General features: G+C 66.2%; 27 protein-coding genes. 23 read left to right on the forward strand and 4 right to left on the reverse strand.

Annotation, left to right across the window (positions count from 1 at the left end):
- Positions 1 to 46: 46 nt before the first annotated feature.
- Positions 47 to 3,517 (reverse strand): ribonuclease E, encoded by a 3,471-nt coding sequence (rne, locus tag ACG10_RS06120; protein WP_089169799.1) that lies wholly within the window; start codon positions 3,515 to 3,517, stop codon positions 47 to 49.
- Between the two features lie 566 nt (positions 3,518 to 4,083).
- Here rne and rluC point away from each other — a divergent pair.
- From rluC to ACG10_RS06140, 3 genes are read left to right on the forward strand one after another with little or no spacing between them, the layout of a single operon-like run.
- Entirely contained in the window at positions 4,084 to 5,037 is a 954-nt protein-coding gene (rluC, locus tag ACG10_RS06130) for a 23S rRNA pseudouridine(955/2504/2580) synthase RluC (RefSeq protein ID WP_089167539.1), read from the forward strand.
- On the forward strand, positions 5,030 to 5,713 hold the full coding sequence (locus ACG10_RS06135) for an HAD-IA family hydrolase (protein ID WP_198319023.1): 684 nt from the start codon (positions 5,030 to 5,032) through the stop codon (positions 5,711 to 5,713). The genes rluC and ACG10_RS06135 overlap by 8 nt, the downstream gene beginning before the upstream one ends.
- 2 nt (positions 5,714 to 5,715) lie before the next feature.
- Positions 5,716 to 6,690 carry a S49 family peptidase gene (locus ACG10_RS06140; protein WP_089167540.1) on the forward strand — a complete coding sequence of 325 codons (975 nt, stop codon included), beginning with the start codon at positions 5,716 to 5,718 and terminating at the stop codon, positions 6,688 to 6,690.
- Between the two features lie 43 nt (positions 6,691 to 6,733).
- Here ACG10_RS06140 and ACG10_RS06145 read toward each other — a convergent pair whose 3' ends face one another.
- Positions 6,734 to 7,312: a Maf family protein gene (locus ACG10_RS06145; RefSeq protein WP_089167541.1), complete on the reverse strand. Its 579-nt coding sequence runs from the start codon at positions 7,310 to 7,312 to the stop codon at positions 6,734 to 6,736.
- Positions 7,313 to 7,417: 105 nt separating this feature from the next.
- Here ACG10_RS06145 and ACG10_RS06150 point away from each other — a divergent pair, with 105 nt between their 5' ends.
- From ACG10_RS06150 to ACG10_RS06210, 13 genes are all read left to right on the forward strand, one after another.
- Positions 7,418 to 7,945, forward strand: coding sequence for a YceD family protein (locus ACG10_RS06150; RefSeq protein WP_089167542.1), 528 nt, complete (start codon positions 7,418 to 7,420; stop codon positions 7,943 to 7,945).
- A 13-nt stretch (positions 7,946 to 7,958) separates the two neighbouring features.
- Positions 7,959 to 8,141, forward strand: coding sequence for a 50S ribosomal protein L32 (gene rpmF, locus ACG10_RS06155; protein ID WP_007160601.1), 183 nt, complete (start codon positions 7,959 to 7,961; stop codon positions 8,139 to 8,141).
- Between the two features lie 3 nt (positions 8,142 to 8,144).
- Positions 8,145 to 9,161: a phosphate acyltransferase PlsX gene (gene plsX / locus ACG10_RS06160; RefSeq protein ID WP_089167543.1), complete on the forward strand. Its 1,017-nt coding sequence runs from the start codon at positions 8,145 to 8,147 to the stop codon at positions 9,159 to 9,161.
- A gap of 95 nt (positions 9,162 to 9,256) precedes the next feature.
- Positions 9,257 to 10,195, forward strand: coding sequence for an ACP S-malonyltransferase (gene fabD / locus ACG10_RS06165; protein ID WP_089167544.1), 939 nt, complete (start codon positions 9,257 to 9,259; stop codon positions 10,193 to 10,195).
- Positions 10,196 to 10,209: 14 nt separating this feature from the next.
- Positions 10,210 to 10,953 (forward strand): 3-oxoacyl-ACP reductase FabG, encoded by a 744-nt coding sequence (gene fabG, locus ACG10_RS06170; protein WP_089167545.1) that lies wholly within the window; start codon positions 10,210 to 10,212, stop codon positions 10,951 to 10,953.
- A gap of 187 nt (positions 10,954 to 11,140) precedes the next feature.
- Complete coding sequence (gene acpP / locus ACG10_RS06175; protein WP_003283670.1) at positions 11,141 to 11,377, forward strand: acyl carrier protein; 237 nt, start codon at positions 11,141 to 11,143, stop codon at positions 11,375 to 11,377.
- 211 nt (positions 11,378 to 11,588) lie between these two features.
- Positions 11,589 to 12,833 carry a beta-ketoacyl-ACP synthase II gene (gene fabF / locus ACG10_RS06180; RefSeq protein ID WP_089167546.1) on the forward strand — a complete coding sequence of 415 codons (1,245 nt, stop codon included), beginning with the start codon at positions 11,589 to 11,591 and terminating at the stop codon, positions 12,831 to 12,833.
- Positions 12,833 to 13,648 carry an aminodeoxychorismate lyase gene (gene pabC / locus ACG10_RS06185; RefSeq protein ID WP_089167547.1) on the forward strand — a complete coding sequence of 272 codons (816 nt, stop codon included), beginning with the start codon at positions 12,833 to 12,835 and terminating at the stop codon, positions 13,646 to 13,648. Before fabF ends, pabC begins: the two co-directional genes overlap by 1 nt.
- A 6-nt stretch (positions 13,649 to 13,654) precedes the next feature.
- The gene (gene mltG / locus ACG10_RS06190) at positions 13,655 to 14,731 is read left to right on the forward strand and encodes an endolytic transglycosylase MltG (protein ID WP_089167548.1); all 1,077 of its coding nucleotides are present in this window, start codon (positions 13,655 to 13,657) and stop codon (positions 14,729 to 14,731) included.
- Complete coding sequence (tmk, locus tag ACG10_RS06195) at positions 14,728 to 15,360, forward strand: dTMP kinase (RefSeq protein ID WP_089167549.1); 633 nt, start codon at positions 14,728 to 14,730, stop codon at positions 15,358 to 15,360. Before mltG ends, tmk begins: the two co-directional genes overlap by 4 nt.
- On the forward strand, positions 15,353 to 16,339 hold the full coding sequence (locus ACG10_RS06200; RefSeq protein WP_089169801.1) for a DNA polymerase III subunit delta': 987 nt from the start codon (positions 15,353 to 15,355) through the stop codon (positions 16,337 to 16,339). Before tmk ends, ACG10_RS06200 begins: the two co-directional genes overlap by 8 nt.
- 34 nt (positions 16,340 to 16,373) lie before the next feature.
- Positions 16,374 to 16,730 carry a PilZ domain-containing protein gene (locus ACG10_RS06205; RefSeq protein WP_089167550.1) on the forward strand — a complete coding sequence of 119 codons (357 nt, stop codon included), beginning with the start codon at positions 16,374 to 16,376 and terminating at the stop codon, positions 16,728 to 16,730.
- A 5-nt stretch (positions 16,731 to 16,735) separates the two neighbouring features.
- Positions 16,736 to 17,521: a TatD family hydrolase gene (locus ACG10_RS06210; RefSeq protein ID WP_089167551.1), complete on the forward strand. Its 786-nt coding sequence runs from the start codon at positions 16,736 to 16,738 to the stop codon at positions 17,519 to 17,521.
- Between the two features lie 222 nt (positions 17,522 to 17,743).
- On the opposite strand, the gene ACG10_RS06215 is transcribed toward ACG10_RS06210, so the two are convergent.
- Positions 17,744 to 18,877: an aminotransferase class V-fold PLP-dependent enzyme gene (locus ACG10_RS06215; protein WP_089167552.1), complete on the reverse strand. Its 1,134-nt coding sequence runs from the start codon at positions 18,875 to 18,877 to the stop codon at positions 17,744 to 17,746.
- An 85-nt stretch (positions 18,878 to 18,962) separates the two neighbouring features.
- Here ACG10_RS06215 and ACG10_RS06220 point away from each other — a divergent pair, with 85 nt between their 5' ends.
- From ACG10_RS06220 to ACG10_RS06240, 5 genes are all read left to right on the forward strand, one after another.
- On the forward strand, positions 18,963 to 19,529 hold the full coding sequence (locus tag ACG10_RS06220; RefSeq protein ID WP_039805352.1) for a DUF1285 domain-containing protein: 567 nt from the start codon (positions 18,963 to 18,965) through the stop codon (positions 19,527 to 19,529).
- Between the two features lie 388 nt (positions 19,530 to 19,917).
- Positions 19,918 to 20,856, forward strand: a complete 939-nt coding sequence (locus ACG10_RS06225; RefSeq protein ID WP_089167553.1) for a 3-carboxyethylcatechol 2,3-dioxygenase — start codon at positions 19,918 to 19,920, stop codon at positions 20,854 to 20,856.
- 57 nt (positions 20,857 to 20,913) lie between these two features.
- Complete coding sequence (locus tag ACG10_RS06230) at positions 20,914 to 22,107, forward strand: acyl-CoA dehydrogenase family protein (protein WP_089167554.1); 1,194 nt, start codon at positions 20,914 to 20,916, stop codon at positions 22,105 to 22,107.
- Between the two features lie 73 nt (positions 22,108 to 22,180).
- Entirely contained in the window at positions 22,181 to 22,732 is a 552-nt protein-coding gene (locus ACG10_RS06235; RefSeq protein ID WP_089167555.1) for a flavin reductase family protein, read from the forward strand.
- A 22-nt stretch (positions 22,733 to 22,754) separates the two neighbouring features.
- Entirely contained in the window at positions 22,755 to 23,624 is an 870-nt protein-coding gene (locus tag ACG10_RS06240; RefSeq protein WP_089167556.1) for an alpha/beta fold hydrolase, read from the forward strand.
- Between the two features lie 66 nt (positions 23,625 to 23,690).
- Here the strand turns inward: ACG10_RS06240 and ACG10_RS06245 are convergent, their stop codons facing one another.
- Positions 23,691 to 24,512: a DNA-binding transcriptional regulator gene (locus tag ACG10_RS06245; RefSeq protein WP_089167557.1), complete on the reverse strand. Its 822-nt coding sequence runs from the start codon at positions 24,510 to 24,512 to the stop codon at positions 23,691 to 23,693.
- Between the two features lie 216 nt (positions 24,513 to 24,728).
- On the opposite strand from ACG10_RS06245, the gene mhpD reads away from it, so the two are divergent.
- Together mhpD and ACG10_RS06255 are read left to right on the forward strand one after the other, a co-directional pair.
- A complete protein-coding gene (gene mhpD, locus ACG10_RS06250; RefSeq protein WP_089167558.1) occupies positions 24,729 to 25,523 on the forward strand; it encodes a 2-keto-4-pentenoate hydratase in 795 nt (264 codons plus the stop codon).
- 37 nt (positions 25,524 to 25,560) lie between these two features.
- Positions 25,561 to 26,511: an acetaldehyde dehydrogenase (acetylating) gene (locus ACG10_RS06255; RefSeq protein WP_089167559.1), complete on the forward strand. Its 951-nt coding sequence runs from the start codon at positions 25,561 to 25,563 to the stop codon at positions 26,509 to 26,511.
- The last annotated feature ends 7 nt before the right edge of the window (positions 26,512 to 26,518 follow it).

The raw sequence follows: 26,518 nt of genomic DNA on the forward strand, positions 1-26,518 counted from the left end.
TTTTGCATGCGGGGCCGGCAAGGAGGCCGGCCCCGGGTTTCCAGCTTCAGCCGGCCGTCTGGTCCTGCTTGTCGGCCAGTTTCGCCTCGGCGGTTTCATCCTTGCTCTCGGCTTCTTGGCGTTGCGGCTCGGCAGCCCCTGCGCTTTCCTCCGTGGATGCGCTCTTCTCTTCGCTGGAGATGTCTTCCGGTTGCTCTGCGACCGGCTGGAGATCGAGCGTCTGCTGCTCTTTCCGGATCTCGGACAATTCGTCCGCCGCCGGGGTCGGCTGCTCGGGCAATGGCTCGATCGGCTCCTCCGCCGCGGCGAAGGTCTGGATCTCCGGCTGGATCAGCTCGAACGGGGCCTCGACCGGCTCCGGGGCTGCGCTGGGCGCTTCAGGCTCGGGATGAATCGGCTCGCTCGGCGCCTCGACCGACTCTGCACTCACAAAGGGTGTCTCGCCTACAGCCTGAGGCTGCTCGAGCGGGAGTTCGACCTTTTCCTGCTCCGCTTCCTGCTCGGCGCTGATGGCAACGGGTTCAACCTCGGGTTGCTCCTCGGCTACTGGCGTCTCCTCGGCAGCGACGGCGACGGCTTCCGCAGCCTTCGCAGCCTCGGCGGCCTGCCTGGCCTGTGCTTCGGCAGCCTCGCGCTTGCGGCGCCGGACCTCGCGCGGATCGTTGGCGGCGCGGGCGGTGCTGCGTGGCGCTTCGGCTGACGCCGCAGCGACCGGTGCGGGCTCTTCGGCTGGCGGCGGGGACACTTGCGCTGCCTCGCTCACGCTGGCGGCCGGCTCCTCGACGCTGGCAGGTTGCGGCTGCTCGAGCCGGGTGGCGAGATCCGCTGTCTCTGCGATGCCGGGCTCGATGACCGGGGTGGCCGTGATGGCCTCGACGGGGGCCTGGATTTCCTCGGCAGCGGCCTGCTCGGCGAGCGGGGCACTGCTGGCGGACTCTTCCATTGCGGTCTCGTCCGCCTGAGGCTGCGCGGCGATCACGGCAGCAGCCGTGGCAACTGCCGCGGCAGTTGCGGCTTCGCCTTCTTCGCCGCCCTCGATCTCGTTGCCCTGGCTGTCGCGCTGGCGTTCGCGACGATTGCTGCGGCGCCGCTGGCCGCGGGAGCGCCGGCGGGGGCGCTCCTCGCCGCTGGCCTCAAGCTCTTCCTCCTGAGTTTCCTCGTGGGGCAGGGCTTCTTCCTCGGGCACCTTCAGCTCGCTCGCCGGGCGCTCTTCCTGCGGCCGACGCTCTTCCCGCACCAGGGGCTGCTCCTCGCGCGGCAGGCGCTCGCGGCGACTTTCCCGCGGTTCGCGCTGCTCTCGCGGCTCATGGGCTTCCACGGCTTCGGCGGGCTGGCGCTCTTCGCGCGGACTTTCCTGGGCATCGAGCGGCTCGCGCAGTTCGCGGCGGCGCTCTTCGCGCGGCGGGCGTTCGCGGCGGCTTTCCCGCGGTTCGCGCTGCTCTCGCGGCTCCCGGGCTTCCACGGTTTCGGCGGGCTGGCGCTCTTCGCGCGGAGCACGTTCTTCGCGAGGCGGGCGCTCGCGGCGGGGTTCCCGCTGTTCCCGTGGCTCGCGTGCCTCCACGAGTTCGACGGGCTGGCGCTCTTCGCGCGCAGGACGCTCCTCACGGGGCGGGCGCGGCGCGCGTTCTTCGCGGAGTTCGCGAACCTGACGCTCTTCGCGCGGCTTGCGCTCCTCGTCGCGACCGTGGCGGCCCTCGCGGCGACGGTTCTGCTGGCGGCTGCTGCGGCGCTCCTCGCTGCTGCGCGTCAGGCGTTCCTCGACCAGCCGCTCGGCGGCAACGGGCTTGGCGGTTTCCTTGCCTGCGAACAGGCTGACCAGCGATTTCACCAGGCCCTTGAACAGGTTGAGCTCGAGAGCGGGGTGCGGGGCTGCTGCCGGTGCCGTTGCTGCCGGCGGTTCGGCCGGGACCGGTACCAGGGCGTTGCGCGGCGGCGCGGTCTTGACCGCGGCTTCCTGACGTACCAGGGTGCGGGTGGAGCTGACCAGTTGGACTTCCTCCACTTCCGCCGGGGTCATTTCGTAGCTCGACTGGGCACTCTGCACTTCCGGACTGTCATCACGCAGGCGCTGCACTTCGAAGTGCGGCGTTTCCAGGTGATCGCTCGGCAGGATGACGATGCGCACGCGGGTACGCAGCTCGATCTTGGTGATGGAGTTGCGCTTCTCGTTGAGCAGGAAGGCGGCGACCGGAATCGGCACCTGGGCGCGCACCTCGGCGGTGCGGTCCTTCAGGGCCTCTTCCTCGATCAGGCGCAGGATCGCCAGGGACAGCGACTCGACGTCGCGGATGATGCCCTGGCCGTTGCAGCGCGGGCAGACGATGCCGCTGGTCTCGCCAAGGGACGGGCGCAGGCGCTGGCGGGACATTTCCAGCAGGCCGAAGCGCGAGATGCGGCCGATCTGCACGCGCGCGCGGTCGGCTTCCAGAGCTTCGCGCATCTTGTCTTCGACGGCACGCTGGTTCTTCGCCGGCGTCATGTCGATGAAGTCGATGACGATCAGACCGCCGATGTCGCGCAGACGCAGCTGGCGGGCAATCTCCTCGGCCGCCTCCAGGTTGGTCTGCAGTGCGGTTTCCTCGATGTCGCCGCCCTTGGTGGCGCGCGCCGAGTTGATGTCGATGGACACCAGGGCCTCGGTCGGGTCGATGACGATGGAGCCGCCGGACGGCAGCTTCACTTCGCGCTGGAAGGCGGTTTCGATCTGACTCTCGATCTGGAAGCGGTTGAACAGCGGCACGCTGTCTTCGTAGAGCTTGATCTTGCTCTGGTACTGCGGCATCACCTGGCGGATGAAGCTCAGGGCCTCTTCCTGGGCTTCCACGCTGTCGATCAGCACTTCACCGATGTCCTGGCGCAGATAGTCGCGGATCGCCCGGATGATGACATTGGATTCCTGGTAGATCAGGAAGGGGGGCGAGCGGTCCAGCGAAGCTTCCTTGATCGCGGTCCACAACTGGACCAGGTAGTCGAGGTCCCACTGCAGCTCTTCGCTGGAGCGACCGAGGCCGGCGGTGCGCACGATCAGTCCCATGTCGGTGGGGACGTCGAGGCCGTTCAGGGCTTCGCGCAATTCGTTGCGCTCTTCGCCCTCGATGCGCCGGGAGATGCCGCCGGCTCGCGGATTGTTCGGCATCAGCACCAGGTAGCGACCGGCGAGGCTGATGAAGGTGGTCAGGGCAGCACCCTTGTTGCCGCGCTCCTCCTTCTCGACCTGAACGATGATTTCCTGGCCTTCGGAGAGCACTTCCTTGATGTTGATGCGGCCTTCGGGAGCCCTCTTGAAGTACTCGCGGGAAATTTCCTTGAGGGGAAGAAATCCATGGCGCTCGGCGCCAAAGTCGACAAAAGCCGCCTCAAGGCTCGGCTCAACCCGTGTGATGCGGCCTTTGTAAATGTTGGCTTTCTTCTGCTCGCGGGCACCCGATTCGATGTCCAGGTCGTAGAGACGTTGGCCATCGACCAGGGCAACACGCAACTCCTCGGGCTGAGTTGCGTTAATCAGCATTCTTTTCATGTAGTACCGTTCGGTTTCCGGGCTGCCGGAAACGGCGTTCGGCACACACGACTCTCGCGGTCGGTGACAGGGGCGTTCAGGAAAGGTTGTCGTCCGTTCCCGTGTCAAGCAACATTTGGCTGGTGGCCAGAGTCGCGACTACGTCTCCTGCTTACTGTTGTGGCAGAAAGCAATCAATCAGGAGGAGGAATCAAGCATCGGCAGCGGACGCCATGTGCGTCTGGATGAAAGCTTGCAGCTACGCAATCCGATGGTTGTGCATCTCCACCCTGCACGTATCCTTTGAAAATCGGGTGCCGTCCGCAGAATCTGCAGCGAGTTGGCGATTATTGCGACCTCCTGTGGATGGAGGTCGCCATCATGTAGCTAAGGCATTTGTTTCCGAGGCTTCGCGATGTTCGGGTGAAGTCCCGTCGGACGGCCTTACGTCCTCGATGGGTAGCATGCGGATGGGTAACTGTTTGATTTTGCGCCCATCTGCTGGCTTGGCCGTAAAAGGCGGCACCTGTGACTATAGCAGCTATTAATAAGTGCTTCAATTCTCTAAAAATTGATATGATATCGCAATGATAAATCCTTCCCATGCGAATTCTGGCGTCCAGCTGCTTGAGATCGGGCCGGAAGCGGCCGGTCAGCGAATCGACAATTTTCTCCGTACCCGGCTCAAAGGGGTTCCCAAAACCTTGATCTATCGCATCCTGCGCAAGGGCGAAGTGCGAGTGAACAAGGGGCGGATCAAGCCCGAGTACAAGCTGCAGGCTGGCGATCTGGTGCGCGTACCGCCGCTGCGTCTGGCCGAGCGTGACGAACCGGCCCCGTTGGCGCAGGGGCTGCTCGAGCGGCTCGAGGCAGCCATCGTTCATGAAGACAAGGCATTGATACTGCTGAACAAGCCGGCCGGGATCGCCGTGCATGGCGGTAGCGGCCTCAGTCACGGTGTGATCGAGGCGTTGCGCCAGTTGCGCCCGGAAGCCAAGGATCTGGAGCTGGTCCACCGGCTCGACCGGGACACCTCGGGTCTGTTGATGATTGCCAAGAAGCGCAGCATGTTGCGCCATCTGCACGAGGCGTTGCGTGGCGACGGAGTGGACAAGCGTTATCTGGCGCTGGTACGCGGATTCTGGCCCGCCGCCCGGAAGCAGGTCAGTGCCCCGCTGCAGAAGAATACCCTGCGCTCCGGCGAGCGGATGGTGGAGGTGGACGAGGAGGGGCGGGAGGCGCTGACCCTCTTTCGCGTGCTGCGGCGTTTCGGCGACTTCGCCACGCTGGTGGAGGCCAAGCCGGTTACCGGGCGAACCCATCAGATCCGGGTACATGCCCGGCATGCCGGGCACCCGATCGCGGGTGATGCCAAATATGGGGACGAGGAGTTCACCCGCGAGATTAGGGCGCTCGGTGGCAAGCGTCTGTTTCTGCATGCGTACTCGCTGGTGGTGCCATTGCCGGAAGGGGGCGGACTGCGCCTGGAGGCGCCGGTGGATGAGATGTGGGCGCAGACTCTGGAGCGTTTGAGTGACTGATTATCGGCTGTTGATCTTCGATTGGGATGGCACGCTGGTTGATTCCATCGGACGCATCGTCGAGTCCATGCGCGTCGCGGCGGCGGCTTGTGATCTCGAGCCGCTCGGCGATGCGACAATAAAAGGCATCATCGGGCTGGGCTTGCCCGAGGCAATCCGTACGCTCTATCCGGATCAGCACGATGCCGGGCTGCAGGAGCGGTTCCGTCATCTCTACAGCGAGCATTACCTGGCTCTGGAGAGCGAGCCGTCGCCGCTGTACGCTGGAGTGGCCGAGGCGCTGGAAGCATTCCGGGGGGCGGGTTACCTCCTGGCGGTGGCTACCGGCAAGACACGTCAGGGGCTCGACCGGGTTCTGGCGGGGCATGGTTGGCAGGAGTATTTCGATGTCAGCCGCTGCGCAGACGAAACCGCCAGCAAGCCGGATCCGCGCATGCTGCACGAGATCCTCGCGCACTGTCGGGTATCGCCCGAGCAGGCGCTGATGGTGGGGGATTCCTTGTTCGATCTGCAGATGGCGCTACATGCCGGGATGGATGCGGTGGCGGTGAGCTATGGGGCGCAGTCCCCTGAAACGCTGCGTTTGCACGGGCCGCAATTGGTTATCGACGAATTTGGCGAATTGTGTACGTGGCTGGGTGTTCGGTCGACGCGGAATGTCGTTGTTGAGGGGTAAGCATGGCAGATGAATGGAAGGCGCCGCCGGAGGGCGGCGACGAGAAGAGCTGGAAGCTGCTGGAAAAGACCTTGCTGGCCACCGTGGAGGAGCGGCGACGGGCGCGTCGCTGGGGCATCTTCTTCAAGTTGCTGGGGTTTACCTATCTGCTGGTGCTCCTGGCAATGTTTTCTCCGGCGCTGAGCCTCAAGGAGGCGGCGCGTACCGGTGATCATACGGCGCTGGTCGAAGTGCGCGGCATGATCGCCGACGACGAGTCGGCCAGTGCCGACAACATCGTCGGCAGTTTGCGGGCGGCCTTCAAGGACAAGCACACCAAGGGTGTGGTGCTGCGCATCAACAGTCCGGGCGGCAGTCCTGTGCAGTCCGGCTATATCTACGATGAGATTCGCCGGCTGCGCGCCGCGCATCCCGACACCAAGCTCTATGCGGTCATTACCGATCTTGGGGCTTCAGGTGCCTACTATATCGCCAGTGCCGCCGATGCCATCTATGCGGACAAGGCCAGTCTGGTCGGCTCGATCGGGGTGACGGCGGCGAGCTTTGGTTTCGTCGAGGCAATGGAGCGGCTTGGTGTCGAGCGCAGGGTCTATACGGCTGGCGAGCACAAGGCTTTCCTCGATCCGTTCCAGCCGCAGAAGGAGGGCGAGGTGCGTTTCTGGCGGGAGGTGCTTGAGGTCACTCATCGGCAGTTCATCGACAGCGTCAAGCAGGGGCGCGGCGAGCGGCTGAGAGACAAGGATCATCCCGAGTTGTTCTCCGGCCTGGTCTGGTCCGGCGAGCAGGCCTTGCAGTTGGGGTTGGTCGATGCGCTGGGCAGCGCCAGTCACGTGGCTCGCGAAGTGGTGGGTGCGGAAAATCTGGTCGACTTCACGGTGCGGGAAACCCCCTTCGATCGTTTCGCCAAGAAGTTGGGAAGCGGCGTGGCGGAGCGTCTGGGCATGTGGATGGGCTTGCAGGCTCCGGTGTTGCGCTGAGGTGCCATGGTCCGGCCTGGCGCCGGACCTTTTTCGAGGGGGCTCAGGGAATCTGCACGCCTTCGGCCAGCAGCATGTCGACCAGGCGAATCAGTGGCAGGCCGATCAGGCTGGTGGCGTCTTCGCCTTCGGTGGAGCGGAACAGGCTCACGCCAAGCCCTTCGGACTTGAAGCTGCCGGCGCAGTCGAAGGGTTGCTCGGCTTCCAGGTAGCGTTCGATTCGGGCGATGTCCAGGAGGCGGAAGTGTACCGTGAAGGGAATGCAGTCGATCTGCAATGCTCCGCTGGATGTGTTGAGCAGGGCCAGTCCGGTCAGAAAGGTCACGCTATTGCCGCTGGCGCTTTGCAGTTGGAGGTGCGCGCGCGGAAGGTCGTGAGGCTTGCCGAGGATTTGCCCGTTCAGCACGGCGACCTGGTCCGAGCCGATGATCAGGTGGTGCGGGTGCTCTTTGGCGAGGGCGCCGGTCTTTTCGGCAGCCAGGCGTCTGACCAGGCTGTCGGCGCCCTCTCCGGGGTGGGGCGTTTCGTCGATGGATGGTGCGGCCCAGGTGAAGGGCAGTCGCAGGCGGCTCAGCAGTTCACGACGATAGAGGGAGCTTGAAGCGAGCACGAGCGGCAGCATGGCGTTCTCCTGGAGGGTGGCGCGATTCTAGCGGCGCTGCCGGTTGGCGGACAGGGCGGAATTCCCTTTGACAGCGCTTCGGCCCATCCCTAGAATGCCGCCCCTATGTTGAATGGGCCGATTCCACCTCACGTTGATCCGCGCAAGCTGGCTGATCGCAGCGCAACCCTCGAGGGTGAGCTGCCGCTGGCCAGTCTGCCGCGTCTTTGCGATCCACTTGCCGAAGATTCGGGAGTGGTGCATGCAAAACTCCATTTTGGCCGTGACGAGCGCAAGGCTGTGATCATCCACAGCGAGCTCGATGTCGAGGTCAAGATGGTTTGCCAGCGTTGTCTGGAGCTGGTCGCCCTGCCGATCCACAGCGAATGTCGCTATGCGGTGGTCAAGGAGGGGGCGAACACTCAGTCGTTGCCCAAGGACTATGACGTGCTGGAGGTTGGGGAGGATCCCTTGGATCTGCTGGCGCTGGTCGAGGACGAGCTGCTGCTTGCCTTGCCCATCGTTCCGCTCCATGACCCTGATGTTTGCCAGCCGCCGGCCGGACTTGAAGAGCCCGAGCCGAGCGAGGACGAGGTATCGCGGTCCAACCCGTTCAGCGTACTGGCGCAGTTAAAGCGCGACCCAAACGTTTAGGAGTTAATCAGTTATGGCTGTTCAGCAGAACAAAAAATCCCGTTCCGCTCGCGATATGCGTCGTTCCCATGATGCGCTTGAGGCGAATGCCCTGTCCGTCGAGAAGAGCACCGGTGAGGTACACCTGCGCCACCACGTCTCCCCGGACGGTTTCTACCGTGGCCGCAAAGTGATCGACAAGGGCTCCGACGAGTAACTCTTGTCCGCTTCGCTCATCGCTGTCGATGCAATGAGTGGGGACTCCGGTCCCCGCTGTATTGTTCCGGCCTGTCTTGCCTGCCTGGGTGAGACCTCCTCGCTGCATCTGGTCCTCGTCGGCCAGGCTCCCCTTCTCGAAGACTTGATTGCTCGCCACCCCCGGGTCGATCGTGCGCGCCTGAGCGTCGTGCATGCCGGGGACGTGATTGCCATGGACGAGCGTCCGGCCCATGCCTTGCGCAGCAAGGCCGATTCCTCCATGCGTGTGGCCCTGGATCTGCTGCGCGAAGGCAGGGTCCAGGCCTGCGTCAGTGCCGGCAATACGGGGGCCTTGATGGCGCTGTCCCGGCATGTCTTGAAGACGCTGCCGGGTATTGACCGGCCGGCGATGTTCGCGGCCCTTCCCACCGAGCAGGGGGTTTGCCATCTGCTCGATCTGGGGGCCAACATCGATTGCACTGCCGAGCATCTGTATCAGTTTGCCGCGATGGGCTCGATCGCTGCGGAAGCGCTCGGTGTGGAGCGCCCGCGGGTAGCGCTGTTGAATGTCGGTACCGAAGAGGTCAAGGGCAATCAGCAGGTCAAGCAGGCTGCCGTCCTGCTGCAGCAGGCCAGGGAAATCAATTATGTCGGATTCATCGAGGGCGATGGTCTCTACCGTGGAGAGGCTGACGTGGTGGTCTGCGACGGTTTCGTCGGCAATATCCTGCTGAAGGCCAGCGAAGGCCTCGCCGCGATGATCGCCGGAGAGGTCAAGGCGCAATTCAGGCGCAGTCTCGCTTCGCGGCTGGTCGGAGTTCTGGCCTTGCCCTTCCTGCGCCGGCTGCAGGCTCGCCTGGCGCCGGCGCGGTATAACGGAGCCAGTTTTCTGGGGTTGCAGGGGATTGTGGTGAAAAGCCATGGTGCGGCAGGCGCCGAAGGATTTCGCAGTGCGATACTCCGTGCCCAGGCGGAAATTCGCGAAAACCTGCCACAACATCTGCATGACCGGCTGCAAACCTTGATGGCGGGGCGCTGATGTGACTGCAGCCCATGGCCTGTCATCCAACTGATTAACATGCATCCGGCATGGCCGGATGCTCCCCGAAGAAAGATCATCAGGGATCTGTTCCTATGTCTGTTTCCCCCGCATTCGTCTTTCCCGGCCAGGGTTCGCAGTCGCTCGGCATGCTGGCCGAGCAGGGTGCCCGGCACCCGCTGATTGGCGCCACCTTTGCCGAGGCGTCCGAATCCCTCGGCTACGATCTCTGGGCGCTGGTCCAGCAGGGGCCGGAAGAGCTGCTCAATCAGACCGACAAGACCCAGCCGGCGATCCTGACCGCTTCGATTGCCCTGTGGCGGCTTTGGCTGGCCGAGGGCGGGGCGACCCCCGCTTTCGTTGCCGGTCACAGCCTTGGCGAGTATTCCGCGCTGGTGGCGGCTGGCAGTTTGCCTTTTGCCGAGGCGGTGAAGCTGGTCGAGTGTCGGGGGCAATTGATGCAGCAGGCCGTACCCGCCGGCCAGGGGGGCATGGCGGCGATTCTCGGTCTGGACGATGTCGATGTGCTGGCAGCCTGCGCCGAGGCCGAGCAGGGCGAGGTGGTCAGTGCCGTGAACTTCAATGCGCCGGGACAGGTGGTGATCGCCGGTTCCGCCGCCGCGGTCGGGCGGGCCATCGAGGCTTGCAAGGCGCGTGGTGCCAAGCGTGCGATGGCCTTGCCGGTCAGCGTGCCGTCGCACTGTGCCTTGATGCGTCCGGCGGCAGAGCGCTTCGCCGAGGCAGTGGAGGCGATCGCCTGGCAGGCGCCGGGTATTCCTCTGGTGCAGAATGTCAGCGCTGCCGTGGTGAGCGATCTGGATAGTCTCAAGCGTGATCTGCTGGCGCAGCTCTACAGCCCGGTGCGCTGGGTCGAGTCGATGGTCTGCCTGGCCGGTCGGGGTGTCACCGATCTGGTCGAATGTGGTCCGGGCAAGGTGCTTTCCGGATTGAACAAGCGCTGCGTCAAGGGCATCAATACCCACAACCTGGATACCCCCGAGGCCTTCGCCGCGGCTCGCGCTGCGCTGGCCTGAACAAGGAGATGACAATGAGTCTGCAAGGCAAAGTGGCACTGGTGACCGGCGCCAGCCGTGGCATCGGCCAGGCGATCGCGTTGGAGCTGGGCCGGCAGGGCGCCGTGGTGATCGGCACGGCCACTTCCTCGAACGGTGCCGAAAGCATCGCTGAAACCCTGAAAAGCAACGGCATCCAGGGTGCCGGTCTGGTGCTGGACGTATCCAGCGACGAGTCCGTCGCCACGACCCTGGAGCATATCCAGCAGCACCTCGGCCAGCCGGCGATCCTGGTCAACAACGCCGGCATCACCCGCGACAACCTGATGCTGCGGATGAAGGACGAGGAGTGGCATGACGTCATCAATACCAACCTCAACAGCCTCTATCGCCTGTCCAAGGCGGTCCTCCGCGGCATGACCAAGGCCCGCTGGGGACGGATCATCAATATCGGTTCGGTGGTGGGAGCCATGGGCAACGCCGGCCAGGTCAACTATGCCGCGGCCAAGGCTGGGCTGGAAGGGTTCAGTCGTGCCCTGGCCCGTGAGGTCGGCTCGCGGGGGATCACCGTCAATGCGGTTGCCCCCGGCTTCATCGACACAGACATGACCCGCGAACTGCCCGAGGCGCAGCGCAATGCGCTGCTGGCACAGATTCCGCTGGGGCGTCTCGGTCAGGCCGAGGAAATTGCCCAGGTTGTCGCCTTCCTCGCCTCCGATGGTGCATCCTATGTCACCGGAGCTACCATTCCGGTCAACGGTGGAATGTACATGAGTTGATGTGACGAGCGCCTCGGGACAGCAGTCAAAGAGCAATCCGAAATCTCATCGAGCTGCCAAACTGAAAAAGGCAGATCGTCGGGGGCGTCCGGAAGGGCAGGGCTTCAGCTTGAAATGCTGAAATCCCTTTCTATAAACTTACTCGCATTCCATCTGCCTGGTTTGTCCATAGGAGTGAAAATAAGGTATGAGCACCATCGAAGAACGCGTCAAGAAGATCGTTGCTGAGCAACTTGGCGTCAAAGAAGAGGAAGTAACCAATAGCGCTTCCTTTGTCGAAGACCTGGGCGCCGACTCTCTTGACACCGTTGAGCTGGTGATGGCTCTCGAAGAGGAATTCGAGACCGAAATTCCGGACGAACAGGCCGAGAAAATCACCACTGTTCAGGAAGCCATCGATTACATCAATGCCCACGCACAATAAGTAATCGTCGCTCCCGACTTGGAAGAGCCGCACTGCCCAAAAGGCGTGCGGTTTTTCTTTGACGGAAACAGCAAAAGTTTTACCGGATATTTGTCGGCCCTGCCGGTTCGGCAGGCTGACTGCGGGGTGTGTGTCCGCATGGGGGCGCAGCTCCCCTGCAGGCAGATTGCCTGCCCTGCCTTGTGCAGTCATGAAGAAAGAGGAAATTGCTTTGTCACGTAGACGCGTCGTGGTCACTGGACTGGGGATGTTGTCGCCGCTGGGTGCCGATGTGCCGAGCAGCTGGCAGGGGGTCCTGGCTGGTCGCAGTGGCATCGCTCCGCTCGAGCACATGGATCTTTCCGCCTATTCCACCCGTTTCGGCGGTGCGGTGAAAGGATTCGACGTCGAGCAATACCTGTCGCTCAAGGAGGCCCGCAAGCTCGACCTGTTCATCCAGTATGGTCTAGCGGCCAGCTTCCAGGCCGTGCGCGATTCCGGCCTGGAAATCACGGATGCCAATCGCGAACGCATCGGCGTGGCCATGGGTTCCGGCATCGGTGGTCTCACCAATATCGAGAACAACTGCAAGTCCCTCATCGAACAGGGGCCGCGGCGGATCTCGCCATTCTTCGTGCCGGGTTCGATCATCAACATGATTTCCGGCTTCCTGTCGATTCATCTGGGCATCCAGGGACCGAACTATGCCCTGGCAACGGCCTGCACCACCGGCACCCACTGCATCGGCATGGCCGCGCGTAACATCGCCTACGGCGAGGCCGATGCGATGGTCGCCGGCGGCGCCGAGATGGCGGCCTGCGGTCTGGGCATCGGCGGCTTCGGTGCGGCCCGGGCACTGTCCACCCGCAACGACGATCCGGCGCGTGCCAGCCGTCCCTGGGACAAGGGACGCGACGGCTTCGTGCTCTCCGACGGCGCCGGCGCGCTGGTGCTGGAAGAGCTGGAGCACGCCAAGGCGCGGGGCGCGACCATCTATGCCGAGCTGGTCGGCTTCGGCATGAGCGGCGATGCCTTCCACATGACGTCGCCGCCGGAAAATGGCGCCGGCGCGGCTCGCTGCATGCAGAACGCCCTGCGCGACGCCGGCCTGAACGTCGATCAGGTGCAGTACATCAATGCCCATGGCACCTCGACGCCGACTGGCGATCTGGCCGAGGTGGCCGCGCTCAAGTCGGTGTTCGGCGACAGCGCCTACCGCCTGTCGGTCAGCTCGACCAAATCCATGACCGGCCATCTGCTGGGCGCTGCCGGTGCGGTCGAGGCGATCTTCAGTGTGTTGGCGATCCGCGATCAGGTCGCCCCGCCGACCATCAACCTGGACGAGCCTGACGTGGGCTGCGACCTGGATTTCGTGGCCCACGAGGCCAGGAGTCTGCCGATCGACGTGGTGCTGTCCAATTCCTTCGGTTTCGGCGGCACCAACGGCTCGTTGGTGTTCCGCCGATTCGCTGGCTGATGCCCTGCTGGGTCGATGGCCAGCCCGGCGAGTCGCTGCCCGTGGTCGACCGTGGGCTGGCCTATGGCGACGGTCTGTTCGAGACCATTGCCGTGCGCCGTGGCCGACCGCTACTGCTGGAGCGGCATCTGGCGCGTCTGGCCGAAGGCTGCGTCCGGCTGGCCATCCCCGGCGACCTGGCGCTGATCCGCAGCGAGCTGCTGGCCTTCTCGGCCGAGCTGGGGGAGGGCGTGGCCAAGCTGCTGCTGACCCGCGGCGACGGCCAGCGCGGTTATGCCGTCTCCCAGCCGCTGCAGCCGCGGCGCATCCTCCTGGGCAGCCCACCACCGCAGTATCCGCCGGCCCATGCCGAGCAGGGCGTGCGTCTCCATCCTTGCCGCACCCGCCTGGCCGAGCAGCCACTGCTGGCCGGGCTCAAGCATCTCAATCGCCTGGAGCAGGTGCTCGCCCGCGCCGAGTGGCAGGATGCCGAGCATGCCGAGGGGCTGATGCGCGACCTGTCCGGCCGGGTGATCGAGGGGGTTTTCAGCAATCTGTTCCTGGTCAGGGATGGCCGCCTGCTGACTGCCGACCTGTGTCGCTGTGGCGTCGCCGGGGTGATGCGTGCGGAAATCCTCGACCTGGCGGAGCGTATGGGCATCCCTGTGCAGGTGCGTGACATCGCCCTTGCCGAGTTGCTGGCGGCGGACGAGGTTTTTCTCTGCAACAGCCTCTATGGCATCTGGCCTGTGCGCGGGTTCGAAGGGCACGGCTGGCCGGTCGGCACGCTCACCCGTAAACTGCAGGCCCCGATCCGCAAGCTACTGGATTCCTGATACGTGATGCGAAAATGGCTGCTGCTGCTGGAAAGCGGCCTGCTGGTGGGCGGACTGGCGCTGGCGTTCGCCGTCTGGCAGCAGAAGGCCGCGCTCGAACAGCCCCTGATACTCACCGAGGAGCGTCTGCTGGAGGTTCCGAGCGGCGCTACGCCCGGTGGCCTGCTCAACCGTCTGCAGGGCGACGGTCTGCTGCGCGGGAGCTTCTGGCTGCGCCTGTACTGGCGCTTCAATCTGTCCGAGCAGGGCCTGCGCAGCGGTGAGTATCGCCTGGCGCCGGGCATGACCGCCGTCGAGCTGCTCGACCTCTGGCAGCGCGGCGAGGTGGTGCAGTACAACCTCACGCTGGTCGAGGGCTGGAGTTTCCGCCAGGTGCGGGCCGCCCTGGCCCGGGCAGACAAGCTGGATCAGTCCCTGGCGGGGGTTTCCGACGCCGAGCTGATGACCCGGCTCGGCCTGTCGGACGCTCATCCCGAAGGACGCTTCTTTCCCGATACCTACCGTTATGTGCGCGGCATGAGCGATTTCGAGCTGCTCAAGCAGGCCCATGCGCGCCTGCAGCAGGTGCTCGCCGAGGAGTGGGCCGAACGCTCGCCGAACCTGCCCTATGCAACCCCCTACGAGGCGCTGATCATGGCCTCGATCATCGAGAAGGAAACCGGCGTGCCCCACGAGCGCCATCAGATCGCCGGGGTGTTCGTGCGTCGGCTGGAGCAGGGCATGCTGCTGCAGACCGATCCGACGGTCATCTATGGCCTGGGCGAGCGCTACAACGGCAAGCTCGGGCGTGCCGATCTGCTCGCGGCGACGCCCTACAACACCTACCTCCGGCCCGGGTTGCCGCCGACCCCGATCGCCCTGCCGGGGCGCGAGGCGATCCATGCGGCACTGCATCCGGCGGATGGCCGCGAGCTGTATTTCGTCGCCCGCGGCGACGGCAGCCACGTCTTTTCCGAAACCCTCGAGGCCCACAACCAGGCGGTTCGCGAATACCAGCTCAAGCGGCGCGCCGACTATCGCTCCAGCCCATCGCCCGAGGCGCTGGAGCGCTCCGTGCAACAGGACACTGAGGAGAACCCGTGAGCGGCCTGTTCATCACCCTCGAAGGCCCGGAAGGGGCCGGCAAGACCACCAATCGCGACTACCTCGCCGCGGGCCTGCGCGCGGCCGGCCGCGAGGTGGTGCTGACCCGCGAGCCGGGCGGAACGCCGCTGGCCGAGCGCATCCGCGAACTGCTGCTGGCGCCCAGCAGCGAGCCGATGGCGGTGGACACCGAGTTGCTGCTGGTCTTCGCCGCCCGCGCCCAGCATCTGGCCGAAGTGATCCGTCCGGCGCTGGCGCGCGGCGCCGTGGTGCTCTGCGACCGCTTCACCGATGCCTCCTACGCCTACCAGGGCGGCGGCCGCGGGGTGCCCGAGGCGCGCATCGCGACCCTGGAAAACTTCGTGCAGGGCGACCTGCGTCCCGATCTGACCCTGGTCTTCGACCTGCCGGTCGAGGTGGGGCTGGCCCGCGCCGCCGCCCGCGGACGCCTGGACCGTTTCGAGCTGGAGGGCCGTGCCTTCTTCGTGGCGGTGCGCCAGGCCTACCTGCGCCGGGCGGCAGGCGATCCGGCGCGCTACCGGGTGGTGGACGCCGGGCGGCCCCTGGCGGAGGTCCAGCGCAGCCTGGATGACCTGCTCCCGCAGCTGCTGGCGCCGCGCGGTGTCTGAGGCCTATCCCTGGCAGCAGGAGCTGTGGCAGCGGCTGGCCGGGCGCAGCCGGCACGCCCATGCCTATCTGCTGCAGGGGCCGGCCGGCATCGGCAAGCGGGCGCTGGCCGAGCGCCTGAGCGCCCGCCTGCTGTGCCAGAGCCCGGGCGGCCTGGAGGCCTGCGGCCACTGCAAGTCCTGTCGCCTGCTGCAGGCCGGCAGCCATCCGGACCATTTCCTGCTGGAGCCGGAAGAGGCGGACAAGGCGATCCGCGTCGACCAGGTGCGCGAGCTGGTGGAGTTCGTCGGGCAGACGGCGCAGCTCGGCGGACGCAAGGTCGTCCTGCTGGAGCCGGCCGAGGCGATGAACCCGAATGCCGCCAATGCCCTGCTGAAAAGCCTCGAGGAGCCGTCCGGGGAGAGCGTGCTGCTGCTGGTCAGCCACCAGCCAAGCCGGCTGCTGCCGACCATCAGGAGCCGCTGCGTGCAGCAGGCCTGTCCGCTGCCGGGTGCCGCCGACAGCCTGGCCTGGCTGCGTGGGGCCTTGCCGGAGCAGACCGACGAGGAACTGGGCGAACTGCTCGTCCTGGCCGGCGGCTCGCCGCTTTCCGCCCTGCGCCTGCACGGCGAGGGCGTGCGCGAGCAGCGCGCGCGGGTGGTCGAAGGGGTCAAGCAGCTGCTCAAGCAGCAGGCCGGCGCCAGCCAGCTGGCCGAGGCCTGGAACGGTGTGCCGCTGCTGCTGCTGTTCGACTGGTTCTGCGACTGGAGCCTCTTGATCCTGCGCTATCAGCTGACTGGCGACGAACGGGGGTTGGGCCTGGACGACATGGCCAGGGTCGTCCGCTACCTGGCGGAGAAGAGCACGCAGCCCCGGGTGCTGGCCATGCAGGGCTGGCTGCTGGCGCAGCGCCAGAAGGTGCTCGCCAAGGCCAATCTCAACCGTGCCCTGCTTCTCGAGGCGCTGCTCGTGCAGTGGGCAAGCCTGCCCGGGCCGGGCTAGAATCGGCGCCTGAGTCAGCCGCCGGGAAATCTGCATGAGCATGCCATCTGGTCTGGGGTCGCGTAATGGCATCCTGTCCCTGTCGATCAAGGACAAGTCAGTCCTCTACGCCTCCTACATGCCCTTCCTGAAGAACGGCGGCCTGTTCATCCCCACCAACAAGAGCTACAAGCTCGGCGACGAGATCTTCCTGCTGCTCAGCCTGATGGACGAGCCGGAAAAGCTCCCGGTGGCCGGCAAGGTCGTCTGGATCACCCCGCCCGGCGCCCAGGGCAACCGCGCTGCCGGTGTCGGCGTGCAGTTCGCCGACGGCGACAACGCGGCCCGCAACAAGATCGAAACCTATCTGGCCGGTGCCCTGAAGTCGGACCGCCCCACCCACACGATGTAACCCTCATGCTGGTCGATTCCCACTGCCATCTCGATCGTCTCGATCTTGCCGCCCACGGCGGTTCTCTGGAGGCCGCGCTGGACGCCGCCCGCGCCCGGGGCGTCGGGCATTTCCTGTGCATCGGCGTGAGTGCAGACAACGCGGCCGCGGTGCAGGCGCTGGCCGAGCATCATGCCGACGTGGACTGCTCGGTCGGGGTGCACCCGCTGGACGTCGAGCCCGATGCCGTGCCCGCCCTCGACTGGCTGCTCGGCGAGCTCGCCCATCCGCGGGTGGTTGCCATCGGCGAGACCGGGCTGGACTATCACTACCAGCCGGAAGCCGCCGCCCTGCAGCAGCAGGCCTTCCGCCTGCATCTGGAGGCGGCGCGCCTCACCGGCAAGCCGCTCGTCGTGCACACCCGCGCGGCGCGGGCCGATACCCTGGATCTGCTGCGCGAGGCGGCGCTGCCGCAGGCCGGCGTGCTGCACTGCTTCACCGAGGACTGGGAAATGGCCCGGGCGGCGCTGGATCTCGGCTTCTACATCTCGCTGTCCGGCATCGTCACCTTCCGCAATGCCGAGGCCCTGCGCGAGGTGGCCCGGCGGGTGCCGGCGGACCGTCTGCTGGTGGAAACCGACGCCCCCTGGCTGGCTCCCGTCCCCCATCGCGGCAAGCCCAACCTGCCGCAATACGTGCGCGAGGTGGCGGAGTTTCTCGCCGAGCTGCGCGGCGTTCCCTTCGAGACCCTGGCCGAGCAGACCACCGGCAACTTCCGCCGGCTGTTCCCGCTGGCCCGGGTCGGGCGCTGAGTTTTCTGCTGCGCAAAAAAAACCCGGAGTCTGGGGGAGGAAACCGGGTCAAAAGCATTTAGGAGTAAGCGAAGGCAGGCGTTCCACGGATGCCTTCGGCTGGCCTGGCATCGGGGGAAATGCCATGTCAGTAGGGGAAGTATCGCCCCGGATCGGCGTCAGTCCAGTACGGGCTGTTCATTTTTTAAACGCTTTTGGAATACCTGCGCCGCTGCTGAGTACCTAGCCAGCTGCCAGCTGGCGTAGGACCGCCAGGGTTTCGTCGAGCACCAGGGTCGGTGTATAGAAGTGCGGCGACAGGCGGATTCCGCCGCCGCGCTGGGCGCAGACGATCTGCTCGTGCTTGAGGCGCTCGAACAGCTGCTGGTTGTCCCAGGCATCCAGCGAGAAGGTCAGGATGCCGGCGCGCCGTGCGGGATCGCTCGGGCTGTGCAGGCGCAGGCCGGGAATCTGCCGGAGGCCCTCCTCGAGCCAGGCCATCCGCTCGTGCAGCCCCTGGGCGACGTTGAGCATGCCCACCTGCTCGAGCAGCGACAGGCTGCTCTCCAGCGCCACGGCGCCGAGCATGTTCGGACTGCCGCACTCGAAGCGCCGGGCGGTGCGTGCCGGCGCCCACTCCAGGCGGTCGTAGTCGCCGGCGTTCTCCAGCATGTGCCAGCCGTACTCGTGCAGCTTGAGCTGCTCGCGCAGGTCGCTGCGGCAGTAGAACACCCCGAGCCCCTCCGGGCCGAGCATCCACTTGTGCCCGTCGGCCATGGCGAAGGCGCAGTCGCAGGCGCGCACGTCGAAGGGCAGGGCGCCGAGCTGCTGGATGGCGTCGACGCAGAGCAGCACGCCGAGCTGCCGGCAGCCCTGGCCGAGGCGCTCCAGATCCAGGCGCAGGCCGCTGGCGTACTGCACGGCGCTGATCGACAGCAGGCGCGTGCGGGGACTGCAGGCGGCCAAGAGGTCGGCTTCCGGATCGGCACCTTTGAGGCTGACCGCCACCACCTCGACGCCCAGCGGCTTGAGCGCTTCCCAGACGATGCGGTTGGAGGGGAATTCCTCGTCGCTGATGACGATCTGCTCGCCGGCCTGCCAGTCCAGGCCGAAAGCGACGAAGGACAGCGCCTCCGAAGTGTTCTTGACCAGCGCGATGTCCGCCGTGCTCGGCGCGTTGAGCAGGCGCATCAGGCGCTCGCGCAGGCGCCGTTCGATGCCCAGCCACTGGGGATAGTCGCGCGCGCCGATGTGCACGTTCTGCTCGGCGAAGGCGCTCACTGCCTTGCCGGCGCGCTTCGGCCAGGGGGCGACGGCCGCGTGGTTGAGGTAGCGCAGCCCGGCCAGCTGCGGAAATTCGTCGTGGATGGCATGCATGGGCTTGCTCCTTGCGGTCTTGCAATCGTGGTGTCAGGCATCATATTCGACTTCGAGTCACTGTCCGCCCGTCCGAGGAGGGGTCATGAGCGATCCAGGCAAGGCCGACGACCTGTTGGCGCAGATTCCCGAAGGCGGTCGCAAGGGGCCGCCTCCCGTACACCTGTGGAACCCGCCGTTCTGCGGCGACATCGACATGCGCATCGCCCGCGACGGCAGCTGGTTCTACATGGGCACCCCGATCGGGCGCAAGGCTCTGGTGCGGCTGTTTTCCGGCATCCTGCGGCGCGACGGCGACCAGTACTTCCTGGTGACCCCGGTGGAGAAGGTCGGCATCCGGGTCGACGATGCGCCCTTCGTGGCGGTTTCCCTGCAGGTCGAGGGCCGCGGCGAGGCCCAGGTGCTGCGCTTCGTCACCCAGGTCGGCGACGAGGTCGAGGCCGGCGCCGAGCATCCGCTGCGGGTCGCGCTCGACCCTGATACCCAGGAGCCGGCGCCCTACCTGCATGTGCGCGCCAACCTGGAGGCGCTGGTCCACCGCAACGTATTCTACCAACTGGTCGAGCTGGCCGAGCCGCGGCGGATCGACGGCCGCGACTGGCTGGGCGTGTGGAGCCACGGCACCTTCTTCCCCCTCGGTCCGCAGGACTGAGTCGCGCCGGGGCTGCGCTGCGGCCCTGCTTCCGGCGGCCCGCCCGCTCCGGTGTCTTCCGATCGCCCCTCGGTGTTCTTCATCCCATCGCCTTCAGCGCTCGTTCGAAGGCCTCGGAGTGCTTCTCCGAGCCGCCAGAAATATAAAAAATCCTTTTAAAACAATTAGGTGCACATAGTGCACGGCAGGGCAGATAGCCTTTGGGGCTGTCGCTTGCCCGCTCCTAGAATGGCCAGGCCCGAAACGAACAAAAAACAGCCAAGAGGCGAACCCCACCTGGCAACCCGCTGAATGACGGCGCCCGAACGGGGCGATACCGGCGATTCGCTGCGGATTCCGGCCATGCGGCCGGCAGGAGGCTGTTCGCCCCAAGGCTCCAGGAGGCTTGATGACCATCAAACTGAAATGCCTGTCGCATACGCCCTTGCGCGGCCTGAACGATCCGGGGGCCGACGTCGTCGCCGAAGTCGATGCGGCTCTCGCCAAGGCGCGCGCCGAGGTCGAGGCCTTCGACCCCGAGCTGATCGTGATCTTCGCACCCGACCATTACAACGGCCTGTTCTACGACCTGATGCCGCCGTTCGTGATCGCCACCGCCGCCGAGTCGGTCGCCGACTACCAGACCCTGCCCGGTCCGCTGTCGATTCCCCGGGAGCTGGCGCTCGACATGGCGCGCTTCATCCTCGACAGCGACGTCGACATCGCTCTGTCGCATCGCCTGCAGGTCGATCACGGCTGCACCCAGACCCTCGAGGAGCTGACCGGCAGCCTGACCCGCTACCCGGTGATCCCGATCATCATCAACTCGGTGGCACCGCCCTTCGCGCCCTATCGGCGCATCCGCAAGCTGGGCGAGGCGGTCGGCCGCTTCGCCGCCACGCTGAACAAGCGCGTGCTGATCCTCGGCACCGGCGGCCTGTCCCACGAACCGCCGGTGCCGCTGCTGTCGGGCGCTCCCGAAGAAATCGCCAACTTCCTGATCGCCGGGCGCAATCCGACCCCGGAGGCGCGCGCCGCCCGCCAGGCGCGCACCATCGCCGCCGGCCAGATCTACGGCACTGCGGACTGCCCGCTGACGCCGCTGAACACCGACTGGGACCTGGCCTTCATCGACCTGCTGGTGCAGGGCCGCCTCGACGAGGTCGACGACTTCAGGGTCGAGGAGATTTCCAGGGCCGCCGGCCGTTCGACCCACGAGATCCGTACCTGGGTCGCCGCCTTCGCCGCGCTGGCGGCCACCGGCGCCTACCGTGCCCGGCAGGACTACTACCGGCCGATCAACGAATGGATCGCCGGCTATGGCGTGGTGAGCGCCGAGCAACGCTGAGCCCTTTTCCGGGCAGCAGCCCTCCACAACAACAATGCGTCACCCGCGGAGAGAACAATGAGCCATATCGATACCTCCATTCCCGGCGAAGCCGAAATCGTCGCGCGCGCCGAGGCCATGATCCCCTGGCTGCGCGAGAAGGCCGACGCCACCGAGAAGGCGCGCATGGTGTCGCGCGAGACCATCCAGGCCTTCCAGGAGGCCGGCTTCTTCAAGATCCTGCAGCCCAGGCGCTGGGGCGGCTACGAAATGAACCCCAACGTGCTGAACAAGGTGCTGATGGAGCTGGCCCGCGGCTGTCCGTCCAGCGCCTGGAACGTGATGGTGCTGGGCGTGCACCCCTTCGAGGTCGGCCTGCTCGACCCGCGCTGCGGCGACGAGCTGTGGGGCGAGGACAACAGCCGCCTGGTGTCTTCTTCCTATGCGCCGTTCGGCACCGTCAGCGCGGTCGACGGCGGCTACCTGCTCAACGGCGAATGGCTGACCTCCAGCGGTTGCGACCATGCCGCCGGCGGCGCCTTCCTTGGCGGCCGTGTCGCCGAGAACGGCGAAACGGTGTTCCGCTCCTTCTGGGTCCAGTCTAGTGACTTCGAGATCGTCGACGACTGGCATGTGGTCGGCCTGGCCGGCACCGGCAGCAAGAAGCTGATCGTCAGGGAGGTCTTCGTGCCGGCCTACCGCAGCCACGTGATCGGCGCCTACGACCAGGACTCCCACGGCCAGGTGAACGACCTGTACAAGATGCCGTTCTTCTACGTGTTCTACGCCGCCGTGTCCTCGGTGATCATCGGCATGGCGCGCGGCATGGTCGATCTCTACATCGAGCACATAGTGCCGCGGCAGAACCTCAACCAGGCCGTCGGCGCCGCGGTCAACGACCCCTTCATCAGGGGCAGGCTGGGCGAGGCGTCGGCCAAGATCCTGGCCTGCAGTGCCCGCGTGCTGCACAACACCGAGGAAGCCTGGGGTTACGCTTCGCAGGGCAGGCTGGTGCCGCTGGACGTGCGCGTGCGCCACTTCGCCACCAACCAGTTCACCGGCGGCGAGTGCTTCGAGGCGGCGCACATGATCTTCAAGAAGACCTCGACCCGCGGCGTCTGGCTGAACAACCCGATGCAGCGCCAGCTGCGCGACATCCTGGTCGGCGCCAACCACATCACCCAGAACCAGGACAACATCGGCGACCTGCTTGGCGCCCAGCTGCTCGGCAATCCCATGCCGGCCGCCAATCCCTTCGGCGTCAAGGCCTGAGTCGAACCGCCGGCGAGGCCCGGCGCGTCCGCCGGGCCTTTCCCCATCAGCCCGCTGTGCGAGAGCGAATGTCATGAACAAAGAGATCAACCAACTGCTCGACTGGACCCCGAACACCGAACTGGCCGGACTGCCGCTGGTCAGCGCCGACGACCACCGCTACGGCATGCGCAACCTGGCCGCCGCCGTCACCCTCATCACCACCCGCGACGGCGACGTCCGCCTCGGCCTCACCGCCACTGCGGTCTGCTCGGTGACCGCCGACCCGCCGCGCCTGGTGGTTTTCGTCAACAAGAAGGTCGCCGCCTGCGAGGCGATCCTCAACAGCGGCGCGCTGTGTATCAACGTGCTGTCCGGCGATCAGGAGCACGAGGCCAAGGTGTTCGCCGGCATGGTCGAGGGCGTGCATGGCGAGGCGCGCTTCGAGCATGGCCAGTGGCACGAGCTGATCACCGGCATGCCGGCCCTGGAGGGCGCGCTGGCCAACTTCGACTGCCGGGTGGTCAAGGTCTTCGACGAGAGCACCCACCACGCCTTCCTCTGCGAAGTGCTGGCCACCCGCGGCCAGCAGGGCGGCGAGCCGCTCCTGTACCTGAACGGCGCTTTCCGCCGTCTCGCCCCCTGAACCGAACCGAGGTAAACGCGACATGACGGCAACTACCCAGGCCCTGACCGAAGCCTCCACCAGCCAGTTCGTCCGCATTAGGGAAGGCGATCTCGACCTGCAACTGCACTACAACGACTGTGGCGCGGGCGCCGAGACCGTGGTGATGCTGCACGGCTCCGGCCCCGGCGCCAGCGGCTGGGCCAACTTCAACCGCAACGTCGAACCCTTGGTCGCCGCTGGTTACCGGGTGATCCTCATGGACTGCCCGGGCTGGAGCAAGAGCGATCCCATCGTCTGCAGCGGCTCGCGCTCGGACCTCAACGCCCGCGCGCTGAAGGGCCTGCTCGACGCCATCGGCATCGACCGCGCGCACCTTATCGGCAACTCCATGGGTGGGCACAGCGCAGTGGCCTTCGCCCTGGCCAACCCCGAGCGGGTCGGCAAGCTGGTGCTGATGGGCGGTGGCACCGGCGGCGCCAGCCCCTTCGCGCCGATGCCGACCGAGGGCATCAAGCTGCTGCAGGGGCTGTATCGCGAGCCGACCATCGACAACCTGAAGAAGATGATGAGCGTCTTCGTCTACGACACCAGCGAGCTGACCGAGGAGCTGTTCCAGACCCGCCTCGACAACATGCTGAGCCGCCGCGACCACTTGGAGAACTTCGTCGCGAGCCTGGCGGCCAACCCCAGGCAGTTCCCCGACTTCGCTCCGCGCCTTGCCGAGATCACCGCGCAGACCCTGATCGTCTGGGGCAGCAACGACCGCTTCGTGCCTATGGACACCGGCCTGCGCCTGCTCGCCGGCCTGCCCAACGCCGAACTGCACGTGTTCAACCGCTGCGGCCACTGGGCACAGTGGGAACACGCCGACAAGTTCAACCGCATGGTGCTGGACTTCCTGACCCACTGAGCGGGTGGCTCGACCCTCCGTAGGAGCCAGCAAGCTGGCTCCTACGGACTGTCCGTGCCGGCCGGCTCAGTTGCCGGCCAGCGCCGGTCCGGCCTGCTCGCGTTCGCGGATGCCCTGTTCGACGGTGGCCGCGAAGCGCTGCAAGGCCGGCAGGTAACGCTTCGCCGCCTGCTCGATGGTCATCGCCTTGGCCACGTAGACCAGATTGATGCAGCCGTAGACCCGCTGTTCCCCACAGATCGGCACAGCGATGGCGGCGATCCTTTCCTCGCTGTTCCAGCTGCCGTAGTTCTCGCCGTAGCCGCGATGGCGCGTGCGCCGCAGCAGGTTGTCCAGGCCGGGCCGGTCGCGCGCCAGGCGCCCCTGCTCGTCGTCGCGGCTGGCCAGGAGCTCGACGATGCGTTCGCGTTCGGCGTCCGGACAGAAGGCCAGATAGGCGAGGCCGGTGGCGGTGAGCAGCATCGGCAGGCGGCGGCCGACCATCGAGCGATGGAACGACAGCCGGCTGAAGCGGTGGGTGGTCTCGCGCACCACCATGGCGTCCACGTCCAGGGTGCACAGGTCGGTCGGCCAGACCACCTCCTGCAGCAGCTCGGCCAGGAGCGGCGCGGCCAGCGCGGAAATCCACTGCTCGTCGCGAAAGCCCTCGCTCAGTTCGCGCACCTTCAAGCCCAAGCGGAAGCTGTCGTCCGATTCGCTGCGCCGCACGTAGCCCTCGTCCTGCAGGGTCTCCAGCAGGCGCCGCACCGTGGTGCGGTGCAGCCCGGTCAGCTCGGCCAGCTTCGCCGGACTGGCGCCGCCGTCCACCCGGTTGAGGGCGTTGAGGATCTGCAGGCCGCGGGTCAGGCCGCGCACGGTCTTGTATTCGGTATCGCGCTCGCTGCTCATGTCTGCTTGAAAACCCTTTTAAAAACAATCGAGTGCACTTAGTGCACGCATGGCTGGTTTTTCATTGTAGGGGTTTTGGCGGCGTTCCTATACTCGCCCCCGATGGCGGAAAGCCCCCCTGCGGGAAACAACAATGAGCCCAAGCGTATACCCGCCAGCCTACGAAACGGCGTCGCCGGCTTCGGCTCGATCAGCCCGCACCCTGCGAGGTACTCCATGAGCGTGACCCAACAGACCCTGGAACAACTGGCCGCTGCCCTGCGCGGGGCCGAGGCGAGCGGGGTGGCCGTCGAGCCGCTGCGCGGACTGATCGGCGAGGACAACGGCGCGGCCGCCTACGCCATCCAGCGCCTCAACGTCGCCCAGGCCGTGGCCGCCGGCCGCCGCGTGGTCGGCCGCAAGATCGGTCTGACCAATCCCAAGGTGCAGGCCCAGCTCGGCGTCGACCAGCCGGACTTCGGCACCCTGTTCGCCGACATGGGCTACGGCGACAACGAGGTGGTGCCGTTCGGCCGCGTGCTGCAGCCGAAGATCGAGGCGGAGATCGCCCTGATCCTGGAAAAGGACCTGCCGCGCGCCGACACCACCTTCGCCGAACTGGTCGAGGCCACCGGCTGGGTGCTGCCGGCGCTGGAAATCGTCGGTAGCCGCGTGCAGGACTGGAACATCCGCTTCGTCGACACCGTGGCCGACAACGCCTCCAGCGGCTGCTTCGTGCTCGGCGGGCCGGCGCGCCGGCTGGCCGACGTCGACCTGCGCCAGGCGGCGATGCGCATGACCCGCAACGGCGAGGAAGTCTCCAGCGGCAGCGGCGCCGAATGCCTCGGCCATCCGCTGAACGCCGCGGTGTGGCTGGCGCGCACCATGGCCCGCCTGGGCGAACCGCTCAAGGCCGGCGACCTGATCCTCACCGGCGCCCTCGGGCCGATGGTGGGTGTCGCCGCCGGCGACCGTTTCGAGGCGGTGATCGACGGCCTTGGCCAGGTCGCCGTCAGCTTCGGCGCCGAATGAGTCCGTCCCCGTCCCGACTGCAGCAGAGAAAACAATCATGAAGAAACTCAAAGTCGCCATCGTCGGCTCCGGCAACATCGGCACCGACCTGATGATCAAGATCCTCCGTCATGGCCGGCACCTGGAAATGGGCGCCCTGGTCGGCATCGACCCCGCCTCCGATGGCCTGGCCCGCGCCGCACGCCTCGGCGTGGCCACCACCTTTGAGGGCGTCGAAGGCCTGACCCGCCTACCGGTGTTCGCCGACATCGATTTCGTCTTCGATGCCACCTCGGCCGGCGCCCACGTGAAGAACGACGTGTTCCTCCGTGGTTTGAAACCCGGCCTGCGCATGATCGACCTGACCCCGGCAGCCATCGGTCCCTACTGCGTGCCGGTGGTGAATCTGGAGCAGAACCTCCACGAGACCAACGTCAACATGGTCACCTGCGGCGGCCAGGCGACCATCCCGATGGTCGCCGCGGTGTCCCGCGTGGCCAGGGTCCACTACGCCGAGATCGTCGCCTCGATCGCCAGCAAGTCGGCCGGCCCGGGTACCCGCGCCAACATCGACGAGTTCACCGAGACCACCTCGAAGGCCATCGAGGTGATCGGCGGGGCGCAGAAGGGCAAGGCGATCATCGTCCTCAACCCGGCCGAGCCGCCCTTGATCATGCGCGACACCGTCTACGTGCTGTCGGATCTCGCCGACCAGGCGCAGGTGGAGGCGTCCATCGCGGAAATGGCCCAGGCGGTGCAGTCCTACGTGCCGGGCTATCGCCTGAAGCAGCGGGTGCAGTTCGACGTGATTCCCGACGCCGCGCCGCTGAACATTCCCGGCCTCGGGCATCTCTCCGGGCTGAAGACCTCGGTGTTCCTCGAGGTGGAGGGCGCCGCCCACTACCTGCCGGCCTACGCCGGCAACCTCGACATCATGACCTCCGCTGCGCTGGCTACCGCCGAGCGCATGGCGCAATCCATGTTGTCCCAGCCGATGCTGAACGCGTAAGGAGCGC

It is taken from the genome of Azotobacter chroococcum (genome assembly GCF_002220155.1).
Lineage (GTDB): Bacteria > Pseudomonadota > Gammaproteobacteria > Pseudomonadales > Pseudomonadaceae > Azotobacter > Azotobacter chroococcum.